Source organism: Hymenobacter lutimineralis (assembly GCF_008271285.1).
GTDB lineage: Bacteria > Bacteroidota > Bacteroidia > Cytophagales > Hymenobacteraceae > Hymenobacter > Hymenobacter lutimineralis.
In genome coordinates, this window is sequence record NZ_VTHL01000005.1 from 154,452 (window position 1) to 173,248 (window position 18,797).

16 protein-coding genes are annotated in these 18,797 nt (G+C 59.8%); 14 read left to right on the forward strand and 2 right to left on the reverse strand.

The window, feature by feature from the left end; genetic code table 11:
- Positions 1–12: 12 nt before the first annotated feature.
- Positions 13–1,122: a DNA replication/repair protein RecF gene (gene recF / locus FY528_RS07135; RefSeq protein ID WP_149070305.1), complete on the reverse strand. Its 1,110-nt coding sequence runs from the start codon at positions 1,120–1,122 to the stop codon at positions 13–15.
- Positions 1,123–1,189: 67 nt separating this feature from the next.
- On the opposite strand from recF, the gene pdhA reads away from it, so the two are divergent.
- The 12 genes from pdhA to recJ all read left to right on the forward strand — a co-directional run bounded on the left by pdhA (position 1,190) and on the right by recJ (position 15,524).
- A complete protein-coding gene (gene pdhA / locus FY528_RS07140; RefSeq protein ID WP_149070306.1) occupies positions 1,190–2,362 on the forward strand; it encodes a pyruvate dehydrogenase (acetyl-transferring) E1 component subunit alpha in 1,173 nt (390 codons plus the stop codon).
- Between the two features lie 48 nt (positions 2,363–2,410).
- On the forward strand, positions 2,411–3,187 hold the full coding sequence (locus FY528_RS07145) for a tetratricopeptide repeat protein (RefSeq protein WP_149070307.1): 777 nt from the start codon (positions 2,411–2,413) through the stop codon (positions 3,185–3,187).
- Between the two features lie 143 nt (positions 3,188–3,330).
- Positions 3,331–3,807: a 6,7-dimethyl-8-ribityllumazine synthase gene (ribH, locus tag FY528_RS07150; RefSeq protein WP_149070308.1), complete on the forward strand. Its 477-nt coding sequence runs from the start codon at positions 3,331–3,333 to the stop codon at positions 3,805–3,807.
- A 212-nt stretch (positions 3,808–4,019) separates the two neighbouring features.
- Positions 4,020–4,403 carry a TraR/DksA family transcriptional regulator gene (locus tag FY528_RS07155; protein ID WP_149070309.1) on the forward strand — a complete coding sequence of 128 codons (384 nt, stop codon included), beginning with the start codon at positions 4,020–4,022 and terminating at the stop codon, positions 4,401–4,403.
- 162 nt (positions 4,404–4,565) lie between these two features.
- Positions 4,566–6,329 (forward strand): pseudouridine synthase, encoded by a 1,764-nt coding sequence (locus FY528_RS07160; RefSeq protein WP_149070310.1) that lies wholly within the window; start codon positions 4,566–4,568, stop codon positions 6,327–6,329.
- A 31-nt stretch (positions 6,330–6,360) separates the two neighbouring features.
- Positions 6,361–7,122: a type III pantothenate kinase gene (locus FY528_RS07165; protein ID WP_149070311.1), complete on the forward strand. Its 762-nt coding sequence runs from the start codon at positions 6,361–6,363 to the stop codon at positions 7,120–7,122.
- Positions 7,112–8,440 (forward strand): BamG family beta-barrel-assembly machinery protein, encoded by a 1,329-nt coding sequence (gene bamG / locus FY528_RS07170; protein ID WP_149070312.1) that lies wholly within the window; start codon positions 7,112–7,114, stop codon positions 8,438–8,440. The genes FY528_RS07165 and bamG overlap by 11 nt, the downstream gene beginning before the upstream one ends.
- Positions 8,441–8,448: 8 nt before the next feature.
- Positions 8,449–9,015, forward strand: a complete 567-nt coding sequence (gene lptC / locus FY528_RS07175; protein ID WP_149070313.1) for an LPS export ABC transporter periplasmic protein LptC — start codon at positions 8,449–8,451, stop codon at positions 9,013–9,015.
- Positions 9,016–9,018: 3 nt separating this feature from the next.
- Complete coding sequence (locus FY528_RS07180; protein WP_149070314.1) at positions 9,019–9,288, forward strand: hypothetical protein; 270 nt, start codon at positions 9,019–9,021, stop codon at positions 9,286–9,288.
- Between the two features lie 132 nt (positions 9,289–9,420).
- Positions 9,421–11,547 carry a peptidylprolyl isomerase gene (locus FY528_RS07185; RefSeq protein WP_149070315.1) on the forward strand — a complete coding sequence of 709 codons (2,127 nt, stop codon included), beginning with the start codon at positions 9,421–9,423 and terminating at the stop codon, positions 11,545–11,547.
- Between the two features lie 167 nt (positions 11,548–11,714).
- Positions 11,715–13,562, forward strand: coding sequence for a tetratricopeptide repeat protein (locus FY528_RS07190; RefSeq protein WP_262383938.1), 1,848 nt, complete (start codon positions 11,715–11,717; stop codon positions 13,560–13,562).
- A gap of 240 nt (positions 13,563–13,802) precedes the next feature.
- Positions 13,803–15,524: a single-stranded-DNA-specific exonuclease RecJ gene (recJ, locus tag FY528_RS07195; protein ID WP_149070316.1), complete on the forward strand. Its 1,722-nt coding sequence runs from the start codon at positions 13,803–13,805 to the stop codon at positions 15,522–15,524.
- Positions 15,525–15,539: 15 nt separating this feature from the next.
- Here recJ and FY528_RS07200 read toward each other — a convergent pair whose 3' ends face one another.
- Positions 15,540–15,905 carry a DoxX family protein gene (locus FY528_RS07200; RefSeq protein WP_149070317.1) on the reverse strand — a complete coding sequence of 122 codons (366 nt, stop codon included), beginning with the start codon at positions 15,903–15,905 and terminating at the stop codon, positions 15,540–15,542.
- Positions 15,906–16,047: 142 nt separating this feature from the next.
- On the opposite strand from FY528_RS07200, the gene FY528_RS07205 reads away from it, so the two are divergent.
- Positions 16,048–17,886 carry a M61 family metallopeptidase gene (locus tag FY528_RS07205; RefSeq protein ID WP_149070318.1) on the forward strand — a complete coding sequence of 613 codons (1,839 nt, stop codon included), beginning with the start codon at positions 16,048–16,050 and terminating at the stop codon, positions 17,884–17,886.
- A gap of 77 nt (positions 17,887–17,963) precedes the next feature.
- Positions 17,964–18,695: an LPS export ABC transporter ATP-binding protein gene (lptB, locus tag FY528_RS07210; protein WP_149070319.1), complete on the forward strand. Its 732-nt coding sequence runs from the start codon at positions 17,964–17,966 to the stop codon at positions 18,693–18,695.
- Positions 18,696–18,797: the final 102 nt, after the last annotated feature.

Sequence of the window (18,797 nt, forward strand, 5' to 3'; positions counted from 1 at the left end):
GCGACAAAGCAGCTAAAGCGGTTGCACCGTTCCCGATTCAACCCGAAAACGACGGATATCATCCGAGAGGGAAGCAAGTACCCGGTCGGTGCGCTCAAGGTGGGTATCGGTTAGAAAAATCTGCCCGAAAGTGTGGTTGGCTACTAACTGCATCAGGCGGGTAATACGCTTCTCGTCGAGCCGGTCGAAGATGTCGTCGAGCAGGAGTAGGGGTTTGTGCTGCTTGCGCTGAGCCAGGACCTCAAACTGGGCCAGCTTAAGGGCAATGGCAAAAGACTTCTGCTGACCCTGGGAGCCGTACCCCTTCACCGCCCGCTCATCCATCAGGAAAGTGAAGTCGTCGCGGTGAGGGCCAAGGGTGGTGCGCTGCAGGCTGAGGTCCCGGCGCTCCTGCAGGCGAAGGAGCTTGAGGAAATCGGTACCGGGCAGTTCGCTCTTATAGGTTAGCGTCACCTGCTCCCGGGAGTCGGCTAGCTGCTCGTAGTGCCGCTGGAAGACGGGCTCAAACTCCGTGAGAAACTCCTGTCGACGCGCTACCAACTGCTCGCCCAGGGGGGCCAACTGATCATCCAACACCAGCAGGTATTCCCGATCGTAGCCGGCTTGCCGCTCAGCTGCCAGCTTGAGCAAGGAATTGCGCTGCTTCAAGGCGTGCGAGTAGCGAATGAGGTTTTCCAGATACTCGTGGTCGAGCTGGGAAATGAGGCTGTCGAAGTACTTGCGCCTTTCCTCGCTGCCCTGCCGGATAAGGTCCGTGTCGTAAGGCGAGATAAGCACCACGGGGTAGCGGCCGATATGGTCGGACACCCGTTCGTAGGCCTGCTTGTTGTGAGTGACTACCTTTTTCTGACCCAGGCGCAAACTGCATTGGATTGTTTCGGGCTTCTGGTCAGGAGCCTCAAAACGGCCCTTCACCACGAAGAACTCTTCTCCCTGCCGAATGCTCTGGGCATCGGCAGAAGTAAACGCGCTTTTGGTGAGTGATAAGTAGTGAATAGCATCCAGCAGGTTAGTCTTACCACTTCCGTTGTCGCCCACAAAGCAGTTGATGTGGGGGGAGAAGCTCAGATTGGCTTCTTCGTAGTTTTTGAAGAAGAGTAAGTGGAGGCTATGTAGTATCATGCTTGGGTTCGGAATTGAAATCCTTTTACGTACTTTCGCATCCCAAACGCGAACAACCGAAAGCAAGATGGCGGAGACGAAAGTAAAGGGTGCTCAGAAGGCTTCCAATTCGACGAAAAAAACGTCGGCCCCCAAAGCTGCCGCCAAAGGCACAGCTACCGAAACCGTGAAGCAGCCCGACCCGGTACTGCCCATCGCAAACGGCGAAGCGGCAGCAGCCACCGGCGCGCCCAAAGCAACCACTCCGGCTCAGCCGGAATTCCCGAAGGAAACCTACCTGCGCTGGTATGAGCAAATGCAGCTCATGCGCAAGTTCGAAGAAAAGGCTGGCCAGCTCTACGGCCAGCAAAAGATCAAAGGCTTCTGCCACCTCTATATTGGCCAGGAAGCCTGCGTAGCCGGCGCCGTATCGGCCCTGACGAAGGACGACAAGTGGATAACCGCTTACCGAGACCACGCGCACCCGCTGGCCTTAGGTACGTCGCCGAACGCCATCATGGCCGAGCTGTATGCCAAGGCCACGGGCTGCTCGAAAGGCAAAGGCGGCTCCATGCACATGTTCGATAAGGAGGTGAACTTCATTGGCGGCCACGGCATCGTGGGAGCCCAGGTTCCCATGGGCGCGGGCATTGCCTTTGCTGAGAAGTACAACAAAACCGGCAACCTCTGCATCTGCTACATGGGCGACGGCGCCGTGCGCCAGGGCGCCCTGCACGAGGCCTTCAACATGGCCATGCTGTGGAAGCTGCCCGTCATCTTCGTGGTAGAAAACAACGGCTACGCCATGGGCACTTCCGTACAGCGAACCTCGAACGTGACTGAGTTGTACACGATGGGGGAGAGCTACGATATGCCCGCCGAGCCCGTGAATGCCATGAGCGTGGAGGACGTGCACAACGCCGTGGCCCGCGCCGCCGAACGCGCCCGGGCCGGGGAAGGCCCCACGTTCCTGGAGTTTAAAACCTACCGCTACAAAGGCCACTCCATGAGTGACCCGGCCAAGTACCGCACCAAAGAGGAGCTGGAAGACTACCGCTCCCGCGACGCCATTGAGGCCGTACGCCATACTATCCTGACCCACAATATGGCCTCGGAAGAAGATCTGGCGGCCATCGACGAGAAGATCAAGGCGCAGGTGCTGGAGTCGGTAGAGTTTGCTGAGAACTCGCCGTTCCCCACGGCCGATGAGCTGTACAAAGACGTGTACGTGCAGCAGGATTACCCCTACATTCACGACTAACCTGCCCGGCCTCAACCCGCAGCTCGTCGCTATTTTTGAACTTACCTAATGTCTAAGATTCCCTACACGCGAAACAGCCCGCTGAATCGCCCGCAGCAAACCCCGGTGCCAGCTGACCCTAACCAGCCGGCCCAGCAAGAGTTCGTGCCCGAGCATCCTCTGCTCGAGGACCCAGATGCTCTGGCGGCTCGCCTTGCCAACTCCGAGGACTTTCTTCGTCGCAACAAGAATATCCTCTTGGGCTTGCTGACGGTAGTGGTGCTGGCAGTGGTAGGGGGATTTGGCTGGTATATCTGGCGGGGCAAGCAGGATGAGAAAGCGCAGGCGGAGCTCTTCCAGGCAGTAACCTACTGGGAAGCTGACTCGCTCAACAAAGCGCTGAAAGGCGACGGGCAGTACCGTGGGCTGGAAGCTGTAGCTAACGACTACAACGGCACGAAAGCGGGCAACCTGGCTAACTTCTACGCTGGCGTAGCCTCGCTGAAAGCGGGCAAGTACCAGCAAGCCGCCGATTACCTGGAAGACTTCAGCTCCGATGACTTGCTGTTGCAGGCCCGTGCCTACGCCTTGTTGGGTGATGCCAACCTGGAGCTCGGCAAGACGAAAGAAGCCGCCGACCTGTACCAGAAAGCCGCCGACCACAAGAGCAACGAGTACTTCACGCCGAGCTACCTGCTCAAGGAAGCCACGGCTCGGGAACTGGCCAAAGACTACGAAGGCGCCATTAAAGCCTACGACCGGATTCTGAATGAATACCCGGCCGCCGCTGAGGCCAACGATGCCAAGCAGTATAAAGGCCGGGCAGAAGGGCTGGCGGGCAAATAGCCAAACTTCTAAACCAAGCAAAACAAAAGGTGGCCCCCAAGGCCACCTTTTGTTTTGGGGCATATTCCGCTAAGGACCAAACCATCGGCGCTTACCTTTGCTGATGAAGCCTCCGGCTGCTTTCTCACTCATACCACGTTCATATGGCAACCGCCCTCAAAAATCTCAGCGACTACTCCGCTGCGCAGTTTATTGACATCAGCGAAAAGAAGTTTGGTTTGGTCGTAGCCGAGTGGAACCGCGCCATTACCGACGTGCTCAGTCAGGGCGCCTACGAAACGCTATTGCAGCACGGCGCCAAGCCAGAGAATGTCTTTCGCAATACTGTGCCCGGAAGCTTCGAGCTGACGCTAGGCGCGCAGCTGCTGGCCCAGCACGAGGAAATTGATGCCGTAATCTGCTTGGGCGTCGTTATCAAAGGCGAAACAAAGCACGACGACTATATCTGCCACGCCGTAGCCCAGGGGCTAACCAACGTAGGCCTGAAATTCAACAAGCCCGTCATTTTTGGGTTGGTAACCACCAATACTGAAGAGCAAGCCTGGGACCGGGCCGGGGGCAAGCACGGCAATAAAGGCGTAGAAGCCGCCGTAACGGCCATTCAGATGCTAGGCTTCTGAGTGCTAGCAACTCCCACCAGGCGCGGGGTGTAGGGCAAATCCGGACAAAGCCGTAGCTTTGCGGCCGGAAACGACGTGCCGTGCCAGAGCCGCCAGGCTGAAGACGAAAGAAGTGGCAAACTAATTTTTGCGACTTACTGTTTCGGAGCCAGCAAATGAGCGTCCGTATAGTGCTTTGCTAAACCCCTTCATATTTCAATTCCCTGTTACCCATGAGTGAAGAAACCCTACGCTATTCCAGGGAAGATCTGGCCGAGTTTGAGGTAATCATCCAGGATAAGCTGACGGCTGCCCGCAAGGAAGTAGCGTTCATCAAAGAAACCCTGAGCCGCAAGAATGACTCAGGTACCGACAACACGGCTTCTTCGTCGAAGGTGCTGGAAGACGGTGCCGACACGGCGGAGAAGGAAAGCCTGAACCAGCTGGCCTCTCGCCAGATGAAGTTTATCCAGCAGCTGGAAAACGCGCTGGTGCGCATCAAGAATGGCACCTACGGCGTTTGCATCGGGACCGGTAAGCTGATTCCGAAAGAGCGGCTGCGCGCTGTGCCCCACACCCAGCATTCCATCGAAGCTAAGCTGGCCCGCCGCGACTAATCGTAGCCCACACCTTGTAGTGCCCGGACTCTCAGCCGGCTCCCTTGGGGCAGGTTGCTGGTTCGGGCACTGTTTTCTACTCCGCTTGGTTTAGGCCAACGCTGCGTTTATATTTCCTTTTTAACCCAGTACCGTAGCGATACGGCACGCAAGCCTACCAGTATGGGCAAGAAACATTTCTCCGACGATACACCGGGCCGCCGCGGACGCGCCCCCCAGGGCCGCCCCGCCGATGGTGGCCGCCCCGATGGCCCTCGCAAATTCAACGGCCCGGGCCGCAGCCGCGATGAGCGCGGCAACTCGGCTCCGCGCTTCAACAGCGGTGGGGAAGAAGGACGCCGGAGCTTTGGCACCGACCGGCCGGCTTACGGCCGCCCCGGCGGTCAGAGCTTCGATGGTCCTCGCAAGCCAGCCAGCGGTGGCTACGGTGGCCCAAAGAAATTTGGTCAGTCCGGCGGCTTTTCTTCCCGTGGCGGCAGTGCCCGTGGTGGTGACTACGGCCAGCCGCGCTTTGGCGGCAACGATGACCGGCGCGGCTTCCGACCCGACAGCCGCCGCGATGAGCGCCCCCGTGATGAGCGCCCCGTGCGCCCCTTCGAGCCCAGGGAAACCTGGGGAGGCCAGCCCTACCGTCAGGAGGGCCGGCCGGCTGTGCCCCGGGGTATGCCCGGCGAGCGTAACCGTAAGTTTGTCAAGCAGGACCCTCGCGGACCAAGACCAGATACTGAATTCCGGCCATCGGCTCCGGCACCTGCACGCGAGGAGCGGCAGGTAAGTGGCGACCGGGAAGTACGCCCGGCCCGTCAGTTTGATTATCGTGGTCGGCCCGAAAACCTCGATGCTGACCGGCCTGTCCAACGCCCGGAGTCGGGGCCACGCGACTACCGCGCCCCGCGTGAAGAAGCAGGCAGCCGCGACCGGAAGCCCGGTGGGTTTGGCGCCCGCCGCGAAACGGGTTTTGGTGGCGGCAGCTTCGGCGAGAAGCGGACCAGCCGCCCCGGCTCCTTCGGGGCTGACAAGCGCGAGGGCCGGGCATATGGCGAGCGGCCGGAGCGCACTGTCAACAAGCACACGGGTCGGGATATCGACTCGAACCAGGCCGGTAAGCGCAAGCGGGGCGAAGTAGCGGGCGAAGCCCCCGACTACAAGAACCTGCGCTACTACGAGGAAGACAAAAGCCGCGGCAACAAGCGCCGGCGCGACGAAGAGCCCGATACCGAGCTGACCCGCCTGAACCGCTACATTGCCAACGCCGGAATCTGCTCCCGCCGGGAAGCCGACTCCCTGATTGCCGCCGGTGAAATTCGGGTGAACGGAGAGGTAGTAACGGAAATGGGCTACAAAGTGCAGCCCACTGATACCGTGCAGTACGGCAAGACCAACCTGAACCGTGAGAAGCTGGTGTACGTGCTGCTGAACAAGCCCAAGGACTTTATCACGACCACGGAGGACCCCGAAGGCCGCCGCACCGTGATGGAACTGGTCGCCAATGCCTCGAAGGAGCGTATCTTCCCCGTAGGCCGCCTCGACCGGAACACCACCGGGCTACTGCTCTTCACCAACGATGGAGAAGTAGCGCAGAAACTGTCGCACCCTTCGCACAAGAACAAGAAGATCTACCAGGTTGAGCTAAACAAGCCGCTGACCGAAGACCACCTGCGTCAAATCACGGCAGGGCTGGAGCTGGAAGATGGCAAGGCTGAGGTGGATGACGTGGCAGTAGTAGCCGGCAACGCGCATTTTGTGGGCGTGGAGCTGCACATCGGCCGCAACCGCATTGTGCGCCGCATCTTCGAGCACCTGGGCTACGAAGTGGTGACCCTGGACCGGGTGCAGTACGCCGGCCTAACCAAGAAAGACCTGCCCCGGGGCAAGTGGCGCTTCCTGAACGAGAAGGAAGTCATTCGCCTGAAATATTTCATGTAGCAAGCAACGCCCCCTGCTTCGGCAGGCTCCTATGAGTAACTCTTGCGGCATGTGCTACCTCACTCTCGACATTGGCAATACTTCCAGCAAGCTGGGGTGCTTTGTGAATGGCGAGTTGGTAGAACATGCCGCAGGCCTTTCTCCGGAGCAAGTGGTAGCGGAGGCCAAGCGGCTCCGGCCCCGGCACATCATCGTGGCTACCGTGGCGGCGCAACCCGTGGCCGATTGGCAAAGCCAGCTACAGCCCCTCACGCAGGGAAAGGTAATTGGCTTCGACCCGGCCACCACGCCGGTGCCGCTGCACAATGCTTACGCCACGCCCGCCACACTGGGGGCCGACCGTTTGGCCGCCGCAGTGGGCGCCGCTACCCGTTTCCCGGGGCAGCATGTCCTGATTGTGGATGCGGGCACGGCCATTAAGTGCGACCTGGTGACCGATGGGTCTTCCTTCCAGGGCGGCAGTATTGCGCCGGGCCTACAGTTGCGCTTCCGGGCCTTGCACACGTTTACGGGCCGTCTGCCGTTACTGGCAGTGCCCAGCGAGGTAACGGCGCCGGTACCCCTCACAGGTACCGACACCCGTAGCGCCATCGAAAGTGGGGTGCTCAATGGCGCGGCGGCGGAGGTGAATGGCCTCATGGCGGAGTACCGGGCCCGATACTCCGGGCTGGCAGTCGTACTGACGGGGGGCGACGCCCCTTTTTTTGAACCCCGGCTGAAAGGCCGCATCTTTGTACTTCCCGAACTGGTTTTGCTCGGGCTTCACCGAATTCTGGTGCATAATGTCAACTAAATCATTTGCCGGCTTGCTGGGCCTGGCGCTTTTGGGCGCTTTCACTGTACCACGTAGCTTCGGCCAAGGCCTCGGCAACTCTCCCTACTCGCGGCTCGGACTGGGCGATACGCCGGCTACCTCGGGTGGCATCCGGCAGCAGAGCATGGGTGGCGTGGGGCTAGCGGCGCCAAACGGGCAGCACATCAACGACCTGAACCCGGCGCTGGTATACTACACCTCACGCACCACGTTTGAGATTGGGGTAACCGGGCAGTACAAGGAAATCAGTAACCGGCTGGCCTCGCAGAAAGACGGTAGCGTGAACCTGGGTTACATCAGCATGGCCTTGCCCATCTCCAAGCGGTGGGCCCTGTCATTGGGCCTGCGGCCCTACAGCTCCGTCGACTACTCCAACCAGCTGACGGAAGCGGTGCCAGGAGAAGATGAGCTCCGCTCTATTAAGCAGTACGAAGGCAAAGGCGGCCTCACCCAGGTGTACCTGGCGCAGGGGGTGCAGGTAGCCAAGGGCCTGACGCTGGGGCTGACCTCGGCGTACACCTTCGGCAGCATCGACCACGAAGCCAAGTCGACGCTCTATACCGAGGAGGGGGGCGTGGAAAATGCTACCACCACCGTGATAAACGACCATCTGTATTATTCCGACTTCACCTTTCGGCTGGGGGCCCACTACCGCGTTCCGCTAAACGAAAAACTCAATCTGAACGCCGGCGGCACCTACGCCTTCTCCTCCAAGCTGGACGGCACCCACGACCAAACGCTGCTGCGCGAGGATATCGAAGGCCGGGCCATTGAAAGCAACGCGGTGCTGTCGGGCCAGAAGGGCTACGCTACCCTGCCCGCTACGGCCCAGTTTGGGTTGTCTTTGGACAACAACAAAACCTGGTCAGTTTCACTGGATGCGGGCCACTCGAAGTGGAGCGAGTTTACCAACTTCAGCACCTTCAACGCCACGCCTTTGCACAATACATTCCGGGTAGCCTCGGGCGGCGAAATCACCCCCGACCCCGCCTCCGTGGACAGCTACTTTAAGCGCATCACGTACCGTCTGGGCGTGAGCGTGGAGCAGATGCCTTACCGCCCGGCCGGCCAGGTGCTCTACGACCGGGCCCTAAGCTGGGGCTTCACGCTGCCCGTACCAACCTCCTCTCCCCTGGAAGCGGCCGGCGTGAACCTGGGATTTACAGTGGGCATACGCGGTAACAAAGACGCCAACAGCGAACTGCCCCAGGGCGGTGTAATTCAGGAACGGTACGTGCGGGCGCAATTAGGCTTCTCGCTCAACAACCGCTGGTTTATCAAGCGCCGTCTGGAATAGCAACAGCAATGAAAAGAGGGTGCACAGGGTGGGTTGCTGGACTAAGCGCGGTGCTCACCGGGCTACTGGCCGGGTGTGAAGCCAAGCACGAAGATCTGACGCAGAAAACCGTGTACACCGGGCCCCTGGTGGAGAGCAACAATGTGCTCATGATCTTCAGCGACTCGGCCAAGCTGCAGGCCAAGCTCACGGCGCCCCTGCAGCAACAGTTTGAGAGCGGGGACATGGTGTTTCCCAAAACCCTGAAGATTACCTTCTACGGCGACAACGGCGCCCGCATCATCAATACCCTCGAAGGCAACTACGGCAAGTACGACAAGAACCAGAACCTCTTCACGGTGCGCGGTAAGGTGAAGGTGCGCAACGAGGAAAAGCACCAGCAGCTGAATACCGAGGAGCTGTTCTTCAACCGGCAGAAGGGTACCATCTTCACGGCCAAGGAAACCGCCGTGCGGGTAGAAACCGATACGGAAGTGCTGACGGGGTTTGGCCTGGAAGCCAATCAGGAATTTTCGCGGTATAAAATTTTCAAGCCCACAGGCATTTTTACCGTGCAGCAACCCGACCAGAAATAAGCCATGCCATTCCGTTTCGACCGGTCGTTGGGCCGTACCGTCTTGTTTTCTTTTGCGGTGGTAACGTTTGTTATCGGCACGTACCAAACCGTACTGCAGAACGACAAAAACGCGCTGCGCGACAATTATTGGCTGTTTATGCTTTCCTTCAGCTGCGTGATGCTTTACCGCTACCTGGGCCGGGAGCAAGCCCCGGAGCCGTCGGCTAAGCCCGCATCAGCGAAGAAGGCTAGTCGAGGCAATGCCGGTCCCAAGTCTGCCAAACGCAAGTAAGTACCGCTCACCGTTTTGCCGGGGCTGGGCGCTGCATCCTAAGGGTGCGGAGCCCAGCCCTTTGAATGTCCGGCGGATTCTGGTTATTTTGCGCCTCTTTCCACTTTTCATACCGCGCTTTTTTTCAAGTAAATGGCATTAATTAACACAATCCGAGAAAAATCGGGCTGGGCAGTCGGCACGGTTGCCATCGGGATGCTGCTCTTTATCGTTGGTGGCGACCTTATAGGGGGCAAAAACCGCCTCTTCGGCGGTCCTGACACGGTAGTTGGCGAAGTAGCCGGCGAAAAAGTGGAGTACGACGAGTACCAGCGCGTGCTGGAGGAAACCAAGCAGGCCTTCATCTCCCAGAACCAGCGCCAGCCCGACGAAAACACGATGGGCTACCTGCGCGACCAGGCCTGGAACAAAATCCTCTACCGCATTGCCTTTCAGAAGGAGTTCGACAAGCTGGGTCTGAAAGTTTCGGACGACGAGCTGACGGACATGGTGCAGGGCAAAAACATCCACCCCAGCATCCGCCAGGCTTTCACTGATCCCAAGACGGGCCAGTTCGACCGCAACCGCGTGATTGAGTACCTCAAGAACCTCGATAAGCTGCCCCCCCAGGCGCAGGAAGCCTGGTATGCGTTTGAAGCTAACCTGGGCCCCGACCGCCTCGGCACCAAGTACAACAACCTCATTAAGCTCTCCACTTACGTGACGACGGCCGAGGCCAAGCGCTTCGCTGAGGACATCAACACCCGCGCCAACATCCGCTACCTGCTGGTGCCGTACTTCTCCATCTCGGACTCGGCCGTGAAAGTAACGGACGACCAGCTGCAGGCTTACCTCGACAAGCACAAAGACCAGTACAAAGTAGAGGAAGGCCGCAACATCGAGTACGTTACCATTCCTGTTTCGGCCTCGGTAGAAGACAGCACGGCGGTGCAAACCACTGTGAACCAGCTGGCCCAGCAGTTTGCCTCGGCCCCCAACGACTCCTTGTTCGTGAAGCTGAACTCCGACCCGGAGTTTCCCTACAACGGCGGTTACCTCTCGCCCGCCGACCTGCCCGAGAAGCTGCGCCAGAACCTGCCCCTCACCATCGGGAAAGTATATGGCCCCTACGCCGAAAACGGCACGTACAGCCTGTTTAAAGTAACCGGGCAGAAAGCCGGCACGCAGCCTGCTGCCCGCGCCAGCCACATCCTCATCAAGCCTACGGCCGAAACGCCCGAAGCCAAGGCAGCCGCCAAAGCCAAAGCGCAGGACATCCTGAACAAGATCAAAGGCGGGGCTGACTTTGCCGCTATGGCCCGTCAGTTCGGCTCCGATGGCACTACCGCTACTGGCGGCGACCTGGGCTGGTTTACCCAAGGCCGCATGGTGCCCGAGTTCGAGAAGGCAGTATTTGGTGCTACCTCGGCTGGCTTGCTACCTAACCTGGTGGAAACCTCCTTCGGCTACCACATCCTGAAAGTAACGGCGCCCAAGACCACCCAGACCTACCAGGTAGCGGCCGTACAGAAAAGCATTGCTCCTTCCGACAACACCCGCGAAACGGCCTACGCCAAAGCCCAGGAGTTGAAAGGCAAGGCCACCGACCTGGAGTCGTTCCGGGCCGCCGTAGCCGCCGACAAGACACTGCAGAAGCAGGAAGCCAAAGGGCTCGACAAAGGCGCCCTGGCCGTAAACACCCTGCAGGGTGCCCGCGAGCTGGTACGCTGGTCGTACTACAACAACGGCAAGAAAACCGAAGTAGGTGACGTATCGGACGTATTCGAAATCGGCGACCAGTATGTGCTGGCTGTGGTAACCGGCATTCGGGAGAAAGGCACCGCCGATGTGGCCAGCATCAAGCCCGAGCTCACGGCACTGGTGCGCAACGAGGAAAAGGCTAAGCAAATCATGGCCAAGCTGCAGGGCAAGACCGGCACGCTGGAGCAGCTGCAGGCCGCTTACGGCAACGGCGCCCAGGTAAACCAAGCCCAGAACATTGCTATGGGCGCGGGCATGATTCCCGGCATTGGCAACGAGCCCCTGGCCGTGGGCAAAATCTTCGGCCTGAAGCCCGGCCAGAAGTCGGCCCCCATCCAGGGTGAGCAGGGCGTACTGGTGGTGCAGCTCGAAAACATCAACAAGGAGCAAGCCTCCATCGACGTAGCCGCTATCAAGCGTCAACTCGTGCAGCAGCGTTCTTCCCGCTTGGATGGCGCCATCTACGAGGCTGTGAAGAAAGAAGCCAACGTGCAGGACAACCGCCCGCGCTTCTTCTAAGCGTCGCCAGAAAACCAGTGAAAAGGGCCGTACCTTGGGGTGCGGCCCTTTTTGTTTGCTAAGAGCCACAACTACCTAGGTAGATTTCATGCTGCTGTGAAATGAATTCCGGGGGGTGTAAGTTGTAGGCTGTGGCAGCCCTGTGCCGAGCTTTTCGTCTGATAGGAATGAATACGATATTTCGTTGCCGGCTGCGCCGGCTGGTAAGCAGTGTAGCCGTGGCCCTGGCCCTTGGTGGCCTGCCCGCAATGGCCCAATCCGGGGCTGATGCGGAAGACCTAGCCCTGGCCCGCGAGTACGCCCGCAAAGGCGACTATGCCAAGGCTGAAGTGCTGTTTGGCCAGCTGCCTGATGCCGTGCAGCAGAATGGAACCGTGCTGCCTGAATACCTGCGCACCATGCAGGAGCTACGCCATTTCAAAGAAGCTGAAAAGCTGGCCCGCAAAGCCCAGCGCCGCCGCCCCGAAGACCCCCTGGTGGGCGTGCTGCTGGGCCGGGTGCTCGAAACTAGCGGCGACAAAGCTGGGGCCGCCAAACAGTACGAGCGGGTAGTAGCGGGTGTAAAGCCTGATCAGGTGCTGGCTGTAGCCAACGACTTTCAGGAAAATCAGCAGCTGGAGTGGGCCGAAAAGGTGTACCTGCGGGGCCGGGAGCTGGCCCGCAACAATACCGAATACGCCCCGCAGCTGATTCAGCTCTACACGCGGCAGCCCAATACTGAGCGGCTAATGGCCGAAACCCTGCGCCTGGTGCAGCAGGACGAGCGGCAGCTTCCGTTTGTGCGCAACATGCTGCAGAATAGCCTGCGCGAAGAAAAAGACTTTGATGCCCTGGAAAAGCTGCTGCTCACGAGCGTGCAGCAGCACCCCGAGCAAAGCGCCTACAGTGAGCTGCTCCTGTGGCTATATGTGCAGCGCAAGGACTTTGCCGGCGCCATGGTGCAGGCCCGGGCCCTCGACCGACGCACCCGCAGCGAGGGCAGCCGCATCCTTGACCTTGCCGCCATTGCACTGCGCAACAAAGACTACGAAAGCGCCATTGCCGGCTACGAGTACGTGAGCCGGGAGTACCGGGGCGGCCAGTACTACTCCATGGCCCGGCAGCTGTTGCTGCACGCCCGCGAAGAGCAGGTCCGCAACACGTTTCCGGTGGATGCCGCCAAAATCCGCACGCTCCTCACCGAATACCAGCAGCTGCTCACCGAGTTTGGGGCTGCCTCGCCCTTCCGCGCCGAAGTGCTGCGCAACATGGCCGAGCTGCACGCTTTTCAGCTGGGGGAAAAAGACAAAGCCATGGCCCTGCTGCAGGAAGCCATCAGCCTGCCCCGCGCCAATGCTGAAACCGTGGACCGCGCCAAGCTCACCTTGGCCGACTTGTACCTGCTGCGCGGTGAGCCTTGGGAGGCAACCTTGCTGTACTCCCAGGTGGAGAAAACCCACAAGGACTCACCGTTGGGGTATGATGCTAAGCTCCGTAACGCCCGCCTCAGCTACTTCGCCGGCGACTTTAAGCTAGCCCAAAGCCACCTCGATATTCTGAAGGAAGCCACCAGTCGCGAAATAGCCAACGACGCCATGCAGCTGAGTTTGCTCATCACCGATAACACGGCCATGGACACTGCCGGCATAGCCCTGCGCGACTACGCCGCCACGGAGCTGCTGGTGTTTCAGAATAAGATACCCGAAGCTATCCGCAGCCTCGACGCGCTGGGGCAGAAGTACCCCGGCCACGCCCTGCAGGATGAAGCCTGGTACCTAAAGGCTCAGCTCCAGCGCCGCACAGCCGACTACGCCAGCGCCGTGCAAACCCTGGCACGCATCACTGAAAACCCCAAGTACGACGTGCTGAGCGACGACGCCCTGTTTTTGGCCGCCAGCATTCAGGAGGAAAACCTCAATGACCGGGAGAAAGCCCAGGAGCTCTACAACCAGGTGATAATCAAGTATCCGGGCAGCATTTACGTGGCCGAAGCGCGCAAACGCTTCCGCAAGCTGCGCGGTGATGCCGTCAACTAAAAGAAGAGAAACATCAGGCCCAGCGCCACAAAAAAGGCCAGGTACATAAGCCCATCGGAAAGGATGTACTGGCGGTATTTCGCGTAAAAGGCACGGAGTTTCTGCATACCGGGAAGCGGCTGGGGGCCAGCACAAAACTACCGTTTCCGCTGCAACCAGTACCGCAAGGGCCAAGGAAGCCTGCGCTTTTCTTCTTACTTTTGAAGATAGAGCCGCCATCCGGCCCAGTCTCCCGCCCCTATGCAGAAACGTTGGATCCGAAAGCCTGCGCCCGACCCTGAGAAAGTCCGGCACCTGGCCGACGCCTTGCGCGTCAATGAGGCCATCATTGCATTGCTGTGCCAGCGGGAGATATGCACGTTTGAGGAAGCCCGGTCGTATTTCCGACCCTCCCTCGACGACCTGCCGGACCCGCTGCTCATGCGCGACATGGACCGGGCCGTAGAACGCCTGCTCCAGGCCCTCCACACCGGCGAAAAGGTGTTGGTGCTGGGCGACTACGACGTGGACGGTACCACGTCGGTGGCGGTGGTGTATTCGTATCTGGGCGGGTTCTTCGAAGCGGAGAAAGTCGAGTACTATATCCCCGACCGTTACAAGGAAGGCTACGGCGTTTCCGAGACGGGCATTGAGTACGCCGCCGAGCATGGCTTCTCGCTCATCATTGCCCTCGACTGCGGCGTGAAGTCCGTGGAGATGGTAACGTACGCTACTCGGTTGGGCATCGACTTTATCATCTGTGACCACCACTTGCCGGGCGACGAGCTGCCGGCGGCCGTTGCTGTCCTCGACCCCAAGCGCGCTGACTGTCCATATCCCTTCAAGGAGCTTTCGGGCTGCGGGGTAGGGTTTAAGCTCATGCAGGCCCTTTGCCACCATTTAGGCCACGACGAAGCCTCGCTCTACGACCTGCTGGATTTGCTGGTCGTCAGCATTGCGGCTGATATCGTGCCCATCACCGGGGAAAACCGCATGCTGGCGTATCATGGCCTGCGTTTGCTCAACGATGTGCAGCGGCTCCAGCGGCCCGGGCTGGATGCCCTGCGGGAGCTGGCCGGCCTGACGGGCGCGCAGCTCAATATCAGTAGCCTGGTGTTTGGGTTTTCGCCGCGCATCAACGCCGCCGGGCGCATGGGCGACGCCAAGCGGGCCGTGGCCATGCTGCTTGCGGGCACCAAGGAAGAAGCCATTGAGAAAGCCGGCGTAGTCGACAAAACCAATCAGGAGCGCCGCGGCTTCGATACGCGCATCACCAAGGAGGCCCTGGAAATGATTGAGGCCGACGCCGGTCTGCGCAACGCCCGCTCCACGGTGCTCTACAACGAAACCTGGCACAAGGGCGTCATCGGCATTGTGGCCTCGCGCTGCCTCGATAAGTACTACCGGCCGACCATCATCCTCACCCAAAGCAACGGCAAGGCCACGGGTTCGGCCCGCTCGGTGGTGGGGTTCGATGTGCACCAGGCCATTCTGGAGTGCTCCGACTTGCTGGAGCAGTTCGGAGGCCACATGTACGCCGCTGGCCTCACCCTGCCCGTCGAAAACGTACCGGCCTTTCAGCGCCGCTTCGAGGAAGTTGTTTCCTCCCGCATCACCGACGAGCAGATGATTCCGCCGGTAGAAATTGACGGGCAGCTGGAGCTGACGGACATTACGTCCAGCTTCTACAAGCTCCTGTGCCAGATGGAGCCCTTCGGACCGGGCAACTCCAACCCGGTATTTGAGTCGCGGGGAGTGTACGCCCTGCCCGACTCAGCGCGCATTGTGGGCAATTCTCACCTGAAGATTACCCTCACCCAGGATGGCCACCACACGGTAGATGCCATCGGCTTTGGCTTGGGCGACTACCTGCCACAGATTCTGGAGGGCCGCCCTTTCAACGTGTGCTATACCATCGAGCTAAACGAATACCGGGGCGTGAAGTCGTTGCAGTTGCGCCTGAAGGATATTTGCTGGGAGTAGCTGCCGGCGTAGCCCTTAGGGCCGCGTATGCCACCACGCCCAGGCAATGAGCACCGCCTGCAGGGGCAGCCGCAGCCACAGGGCCCACAGCGGAACCGGCATGCCCGCGCCGTGGCTTTGCAGCATGTACACATTGGCGGGAAACACAGCGACCAATAGTGCCACCAAGCCCCAGGCCGCCAGGCGCCGGGTGGCGGGAAGCAACAGCCCCAGGCCCCCGGCCAACTCAGCGGCTCCGCTCAGGTACACTAGCAAGTAGGGCGCCGGCAGGTAAGGCGGCACAATGCGGACAAACATAGCCGGCGCTACAAAATGCAGGACGCCTGCCCCGATAAAAAGCACAGCCAGTACATACCGACTAACGATTTTGAAAGTGACCATGGGCCTGAAGGTAGCAGCTACCCAGCTACGAATAGCTGGCCCCGATGACCCACTTTTAAGCTGCAGTGCGCGGGGTGCTTAGGGTTTCGCGTGCAATGCTTACCTTGTTTACTGGCTGCGTTTCAGAGTGGCCCGTTGCCATATGAAATCAGTTTATCTGCTCCTGGGCCTGCTTCCTTGGGCTACTGCTGCCCTCGCTCAGACCTCTGCCCCCGATACGTACCGCATTTCCGTTGATTTACAGCAAGTGCAGAACGACCGGGTGCGCGTGGTGGTGCGCCTGCCCGCCGTGCGCGAAAACCAGGCTACCTACGTGCTGCCCAGCGTAGTGCCGGGCTCTTACTCCAAAAAAGACTACGGCCGCTTTATCACCGAGTTCCAGGCCTTCGACGACCAGGGAAAAAAGCTGAAGACAACCCGGCAGGGCAACAACCTTTTCCTGATTGACAAGGCCCGCAAGCTCGACCGGCTGGAGTACTTGGTAGATGATACCTGGGACTCCAAGGACAAGAACTTCGTGTTCCAGCCCGGCGGCACCAACATTGACGCGGGTCGCAACTTCGTGCTCAACCACTACGGCCTCTACGGCTACCTCGAAGGCTACAAGATGCAGCCCTACGAGGTGAGCATCCGCAAGCCAGCCGAGCTTTATGCGGCCACTTCCTTGGGCAAGCAAAGCCCGGCACCCGACCAGGACGTATTTAAGGCTAGCAGCTACGTGCAGCTGGCCGATGCGCCCATCATGTACAGCCGCCCCGATACCACCAGCTTCACCACCGGCGGAGCCCGCATCAGCGTGTCGGTGTTTTCGGAGAACGGAGTGGTGAAGTCGGGGCAGGTAAGTGAGGCCATTCGGCCCATGGCCGATGCGTTGGCCCGGTTTTTTGGCCGGATGCCGGTGCCGCGCTACCACTTCATCATGTATTTCCCGGCCTTCAGCTCACCGGTGGTCAACTCCGCCGGCGGGTTTGGGGCCATGGAGCATTCCTACTCCTCGGTGTACTTCCTGCCCGAAATAGCCGACGCTACCCGCATCCGCTCCTTGGTGCGGGAGGTAGCCTCGCACGAGTTTCTGCACATTCTCACCCCGCTCAACATCCACAGCCGCGAGATAGGGGAGTTCGACTTTCGCAACCCCAAAATGTCGCAGCACCTGTGGCTCTACGAGGGCGTGACGGAGTACTTTGCCCACTTGGTGCAGCTGCAGGGCGGCCTCACGCAGGAAGACGTGTTTCGGAAGGAAATGAAGCACAAGATTGAGGACATGCAGAAATACCGCACCGTGTCCTTCACTGACATGAGCCGCAACATCCTCGTCGACCCCTACAAGGACATGTATGAGAACGTGTACAAAAAGGGCGCCCTTATCGGTTTTCTGCTCGATATCCGCATTCGGGAGCTTACCCAGGGGCGTCTGAGCTTGCGCGACGTGCTGCTGCAGCTGGGCCAGAAATACGGCCCCGACCGTCCGTTCGAGGATGAGCAGCTTATTCCCGAAATCGTGCAGCTCACTCATCCCCAGCTTCAGCAATTTTTTACCGATTACGTGCAAGGCAGCCAGCCGCTGCCGCTCACCGAGTACTTCGCCAAGATCGGCTGGCGCTATGCTCCCAAGGCCCAGGTGACGGTAAAAGCCTTCGGCGAGCTGGGCTTCCGCTACGACCAGGACAAGCAGGAGTTTGTGCTGGCCCAGACCCGCGCCGAGTACAACGCCTTCGGCCTGCAGAACGACGATGTGATTCTGCAGGTGAACAGCACCCCCGTTACCCTGGAAAACGCCGAGCAGCTGCTACGTCCCCTCATCGAGCCGGCCGCCGATGAGAAGGTGCGCATTGTGTACCGCCGCGGCAAAACCCAGCAGCAGACCGAGGCGCTGCCCCGGGAAATGGATGCCGAAGTACAGCACCTGCTTGAGCCACTACCTTCCCTTACTGAAGCCCAACGGGCCCTGCACGACCAGATTCTTCGGCCGGGTGCGTAGCGCGGCCAACACTAGCCTACTTGCTGCGTTAGTGCCTGCAGCCGCGCAGAAGCGTGGGCTTTCTACCTTTGCAGCCTATGATTCTGAGAGCGGAGCATCTGATTAAGAAATACAAGGCCCGTACCGTCGTCAACGACATGAGCGTGACGGTGCAGCAAGGCGAGATTGTGGGGCTGCTGGGCCCGAACGGCGCCGGCAAAACCACCTGCTTTTACATGATTGTCGGTATGGTGAAGCCCAACGAGGGCCACATCTTCCTGGATGAGGAAGACATAACCACCATGCCCATGTTCCAGCGCGCCCGCCGGGGCGTAGGCTACCTGGCGCAGGAGGCTTCTGTGTTCCGCGACCTGAGCGTAGAGGAAAACATCCTGTCGGTGCTGGAAATGACCAACCTGCCCCGGCAGGAGCAGTTGGCGAAAGTAGAGGAGCTCCTGCACGAGTTTAGCCTTACCCACGTGCGCAAAAACCTGGGGCGGGTACTCAGCGGCGGCGAGCGGCGGCGCACCGAAATAGCCCGGGCTCTGGCTGTTAACCCCAAGTTTGTGCTGCTCGACGAGCCTTTTGCCGGGGTAGACCCCATTGCCGTGGAAGAAATCCAGGGCATTGTGGCCAAGCTCAAGCATAAGAATATCGGTATTCTCATCACCGACCACAACGTCAACGAAACGCTCAGCATCGTGGACCGGGCCTACCTGCTCTTTGAAGGCAAGCTGCTCAAAGCGGGTACGGCCGAAGAGCTGGCCGCCGACGAAACCGTGCGCCGTGTGTACCTGGGCAAGCACTTCGAGTTCAAACGCAAAATTTAGTGCCCGGCGCAGCTGGCGTTTGCGTATCCTGGGCCGAATTCCGGGCGCTGGCAGGCCAACCCGCTACCTTGGGCTGCGTACGAGGGCTGCCACCTTATCACC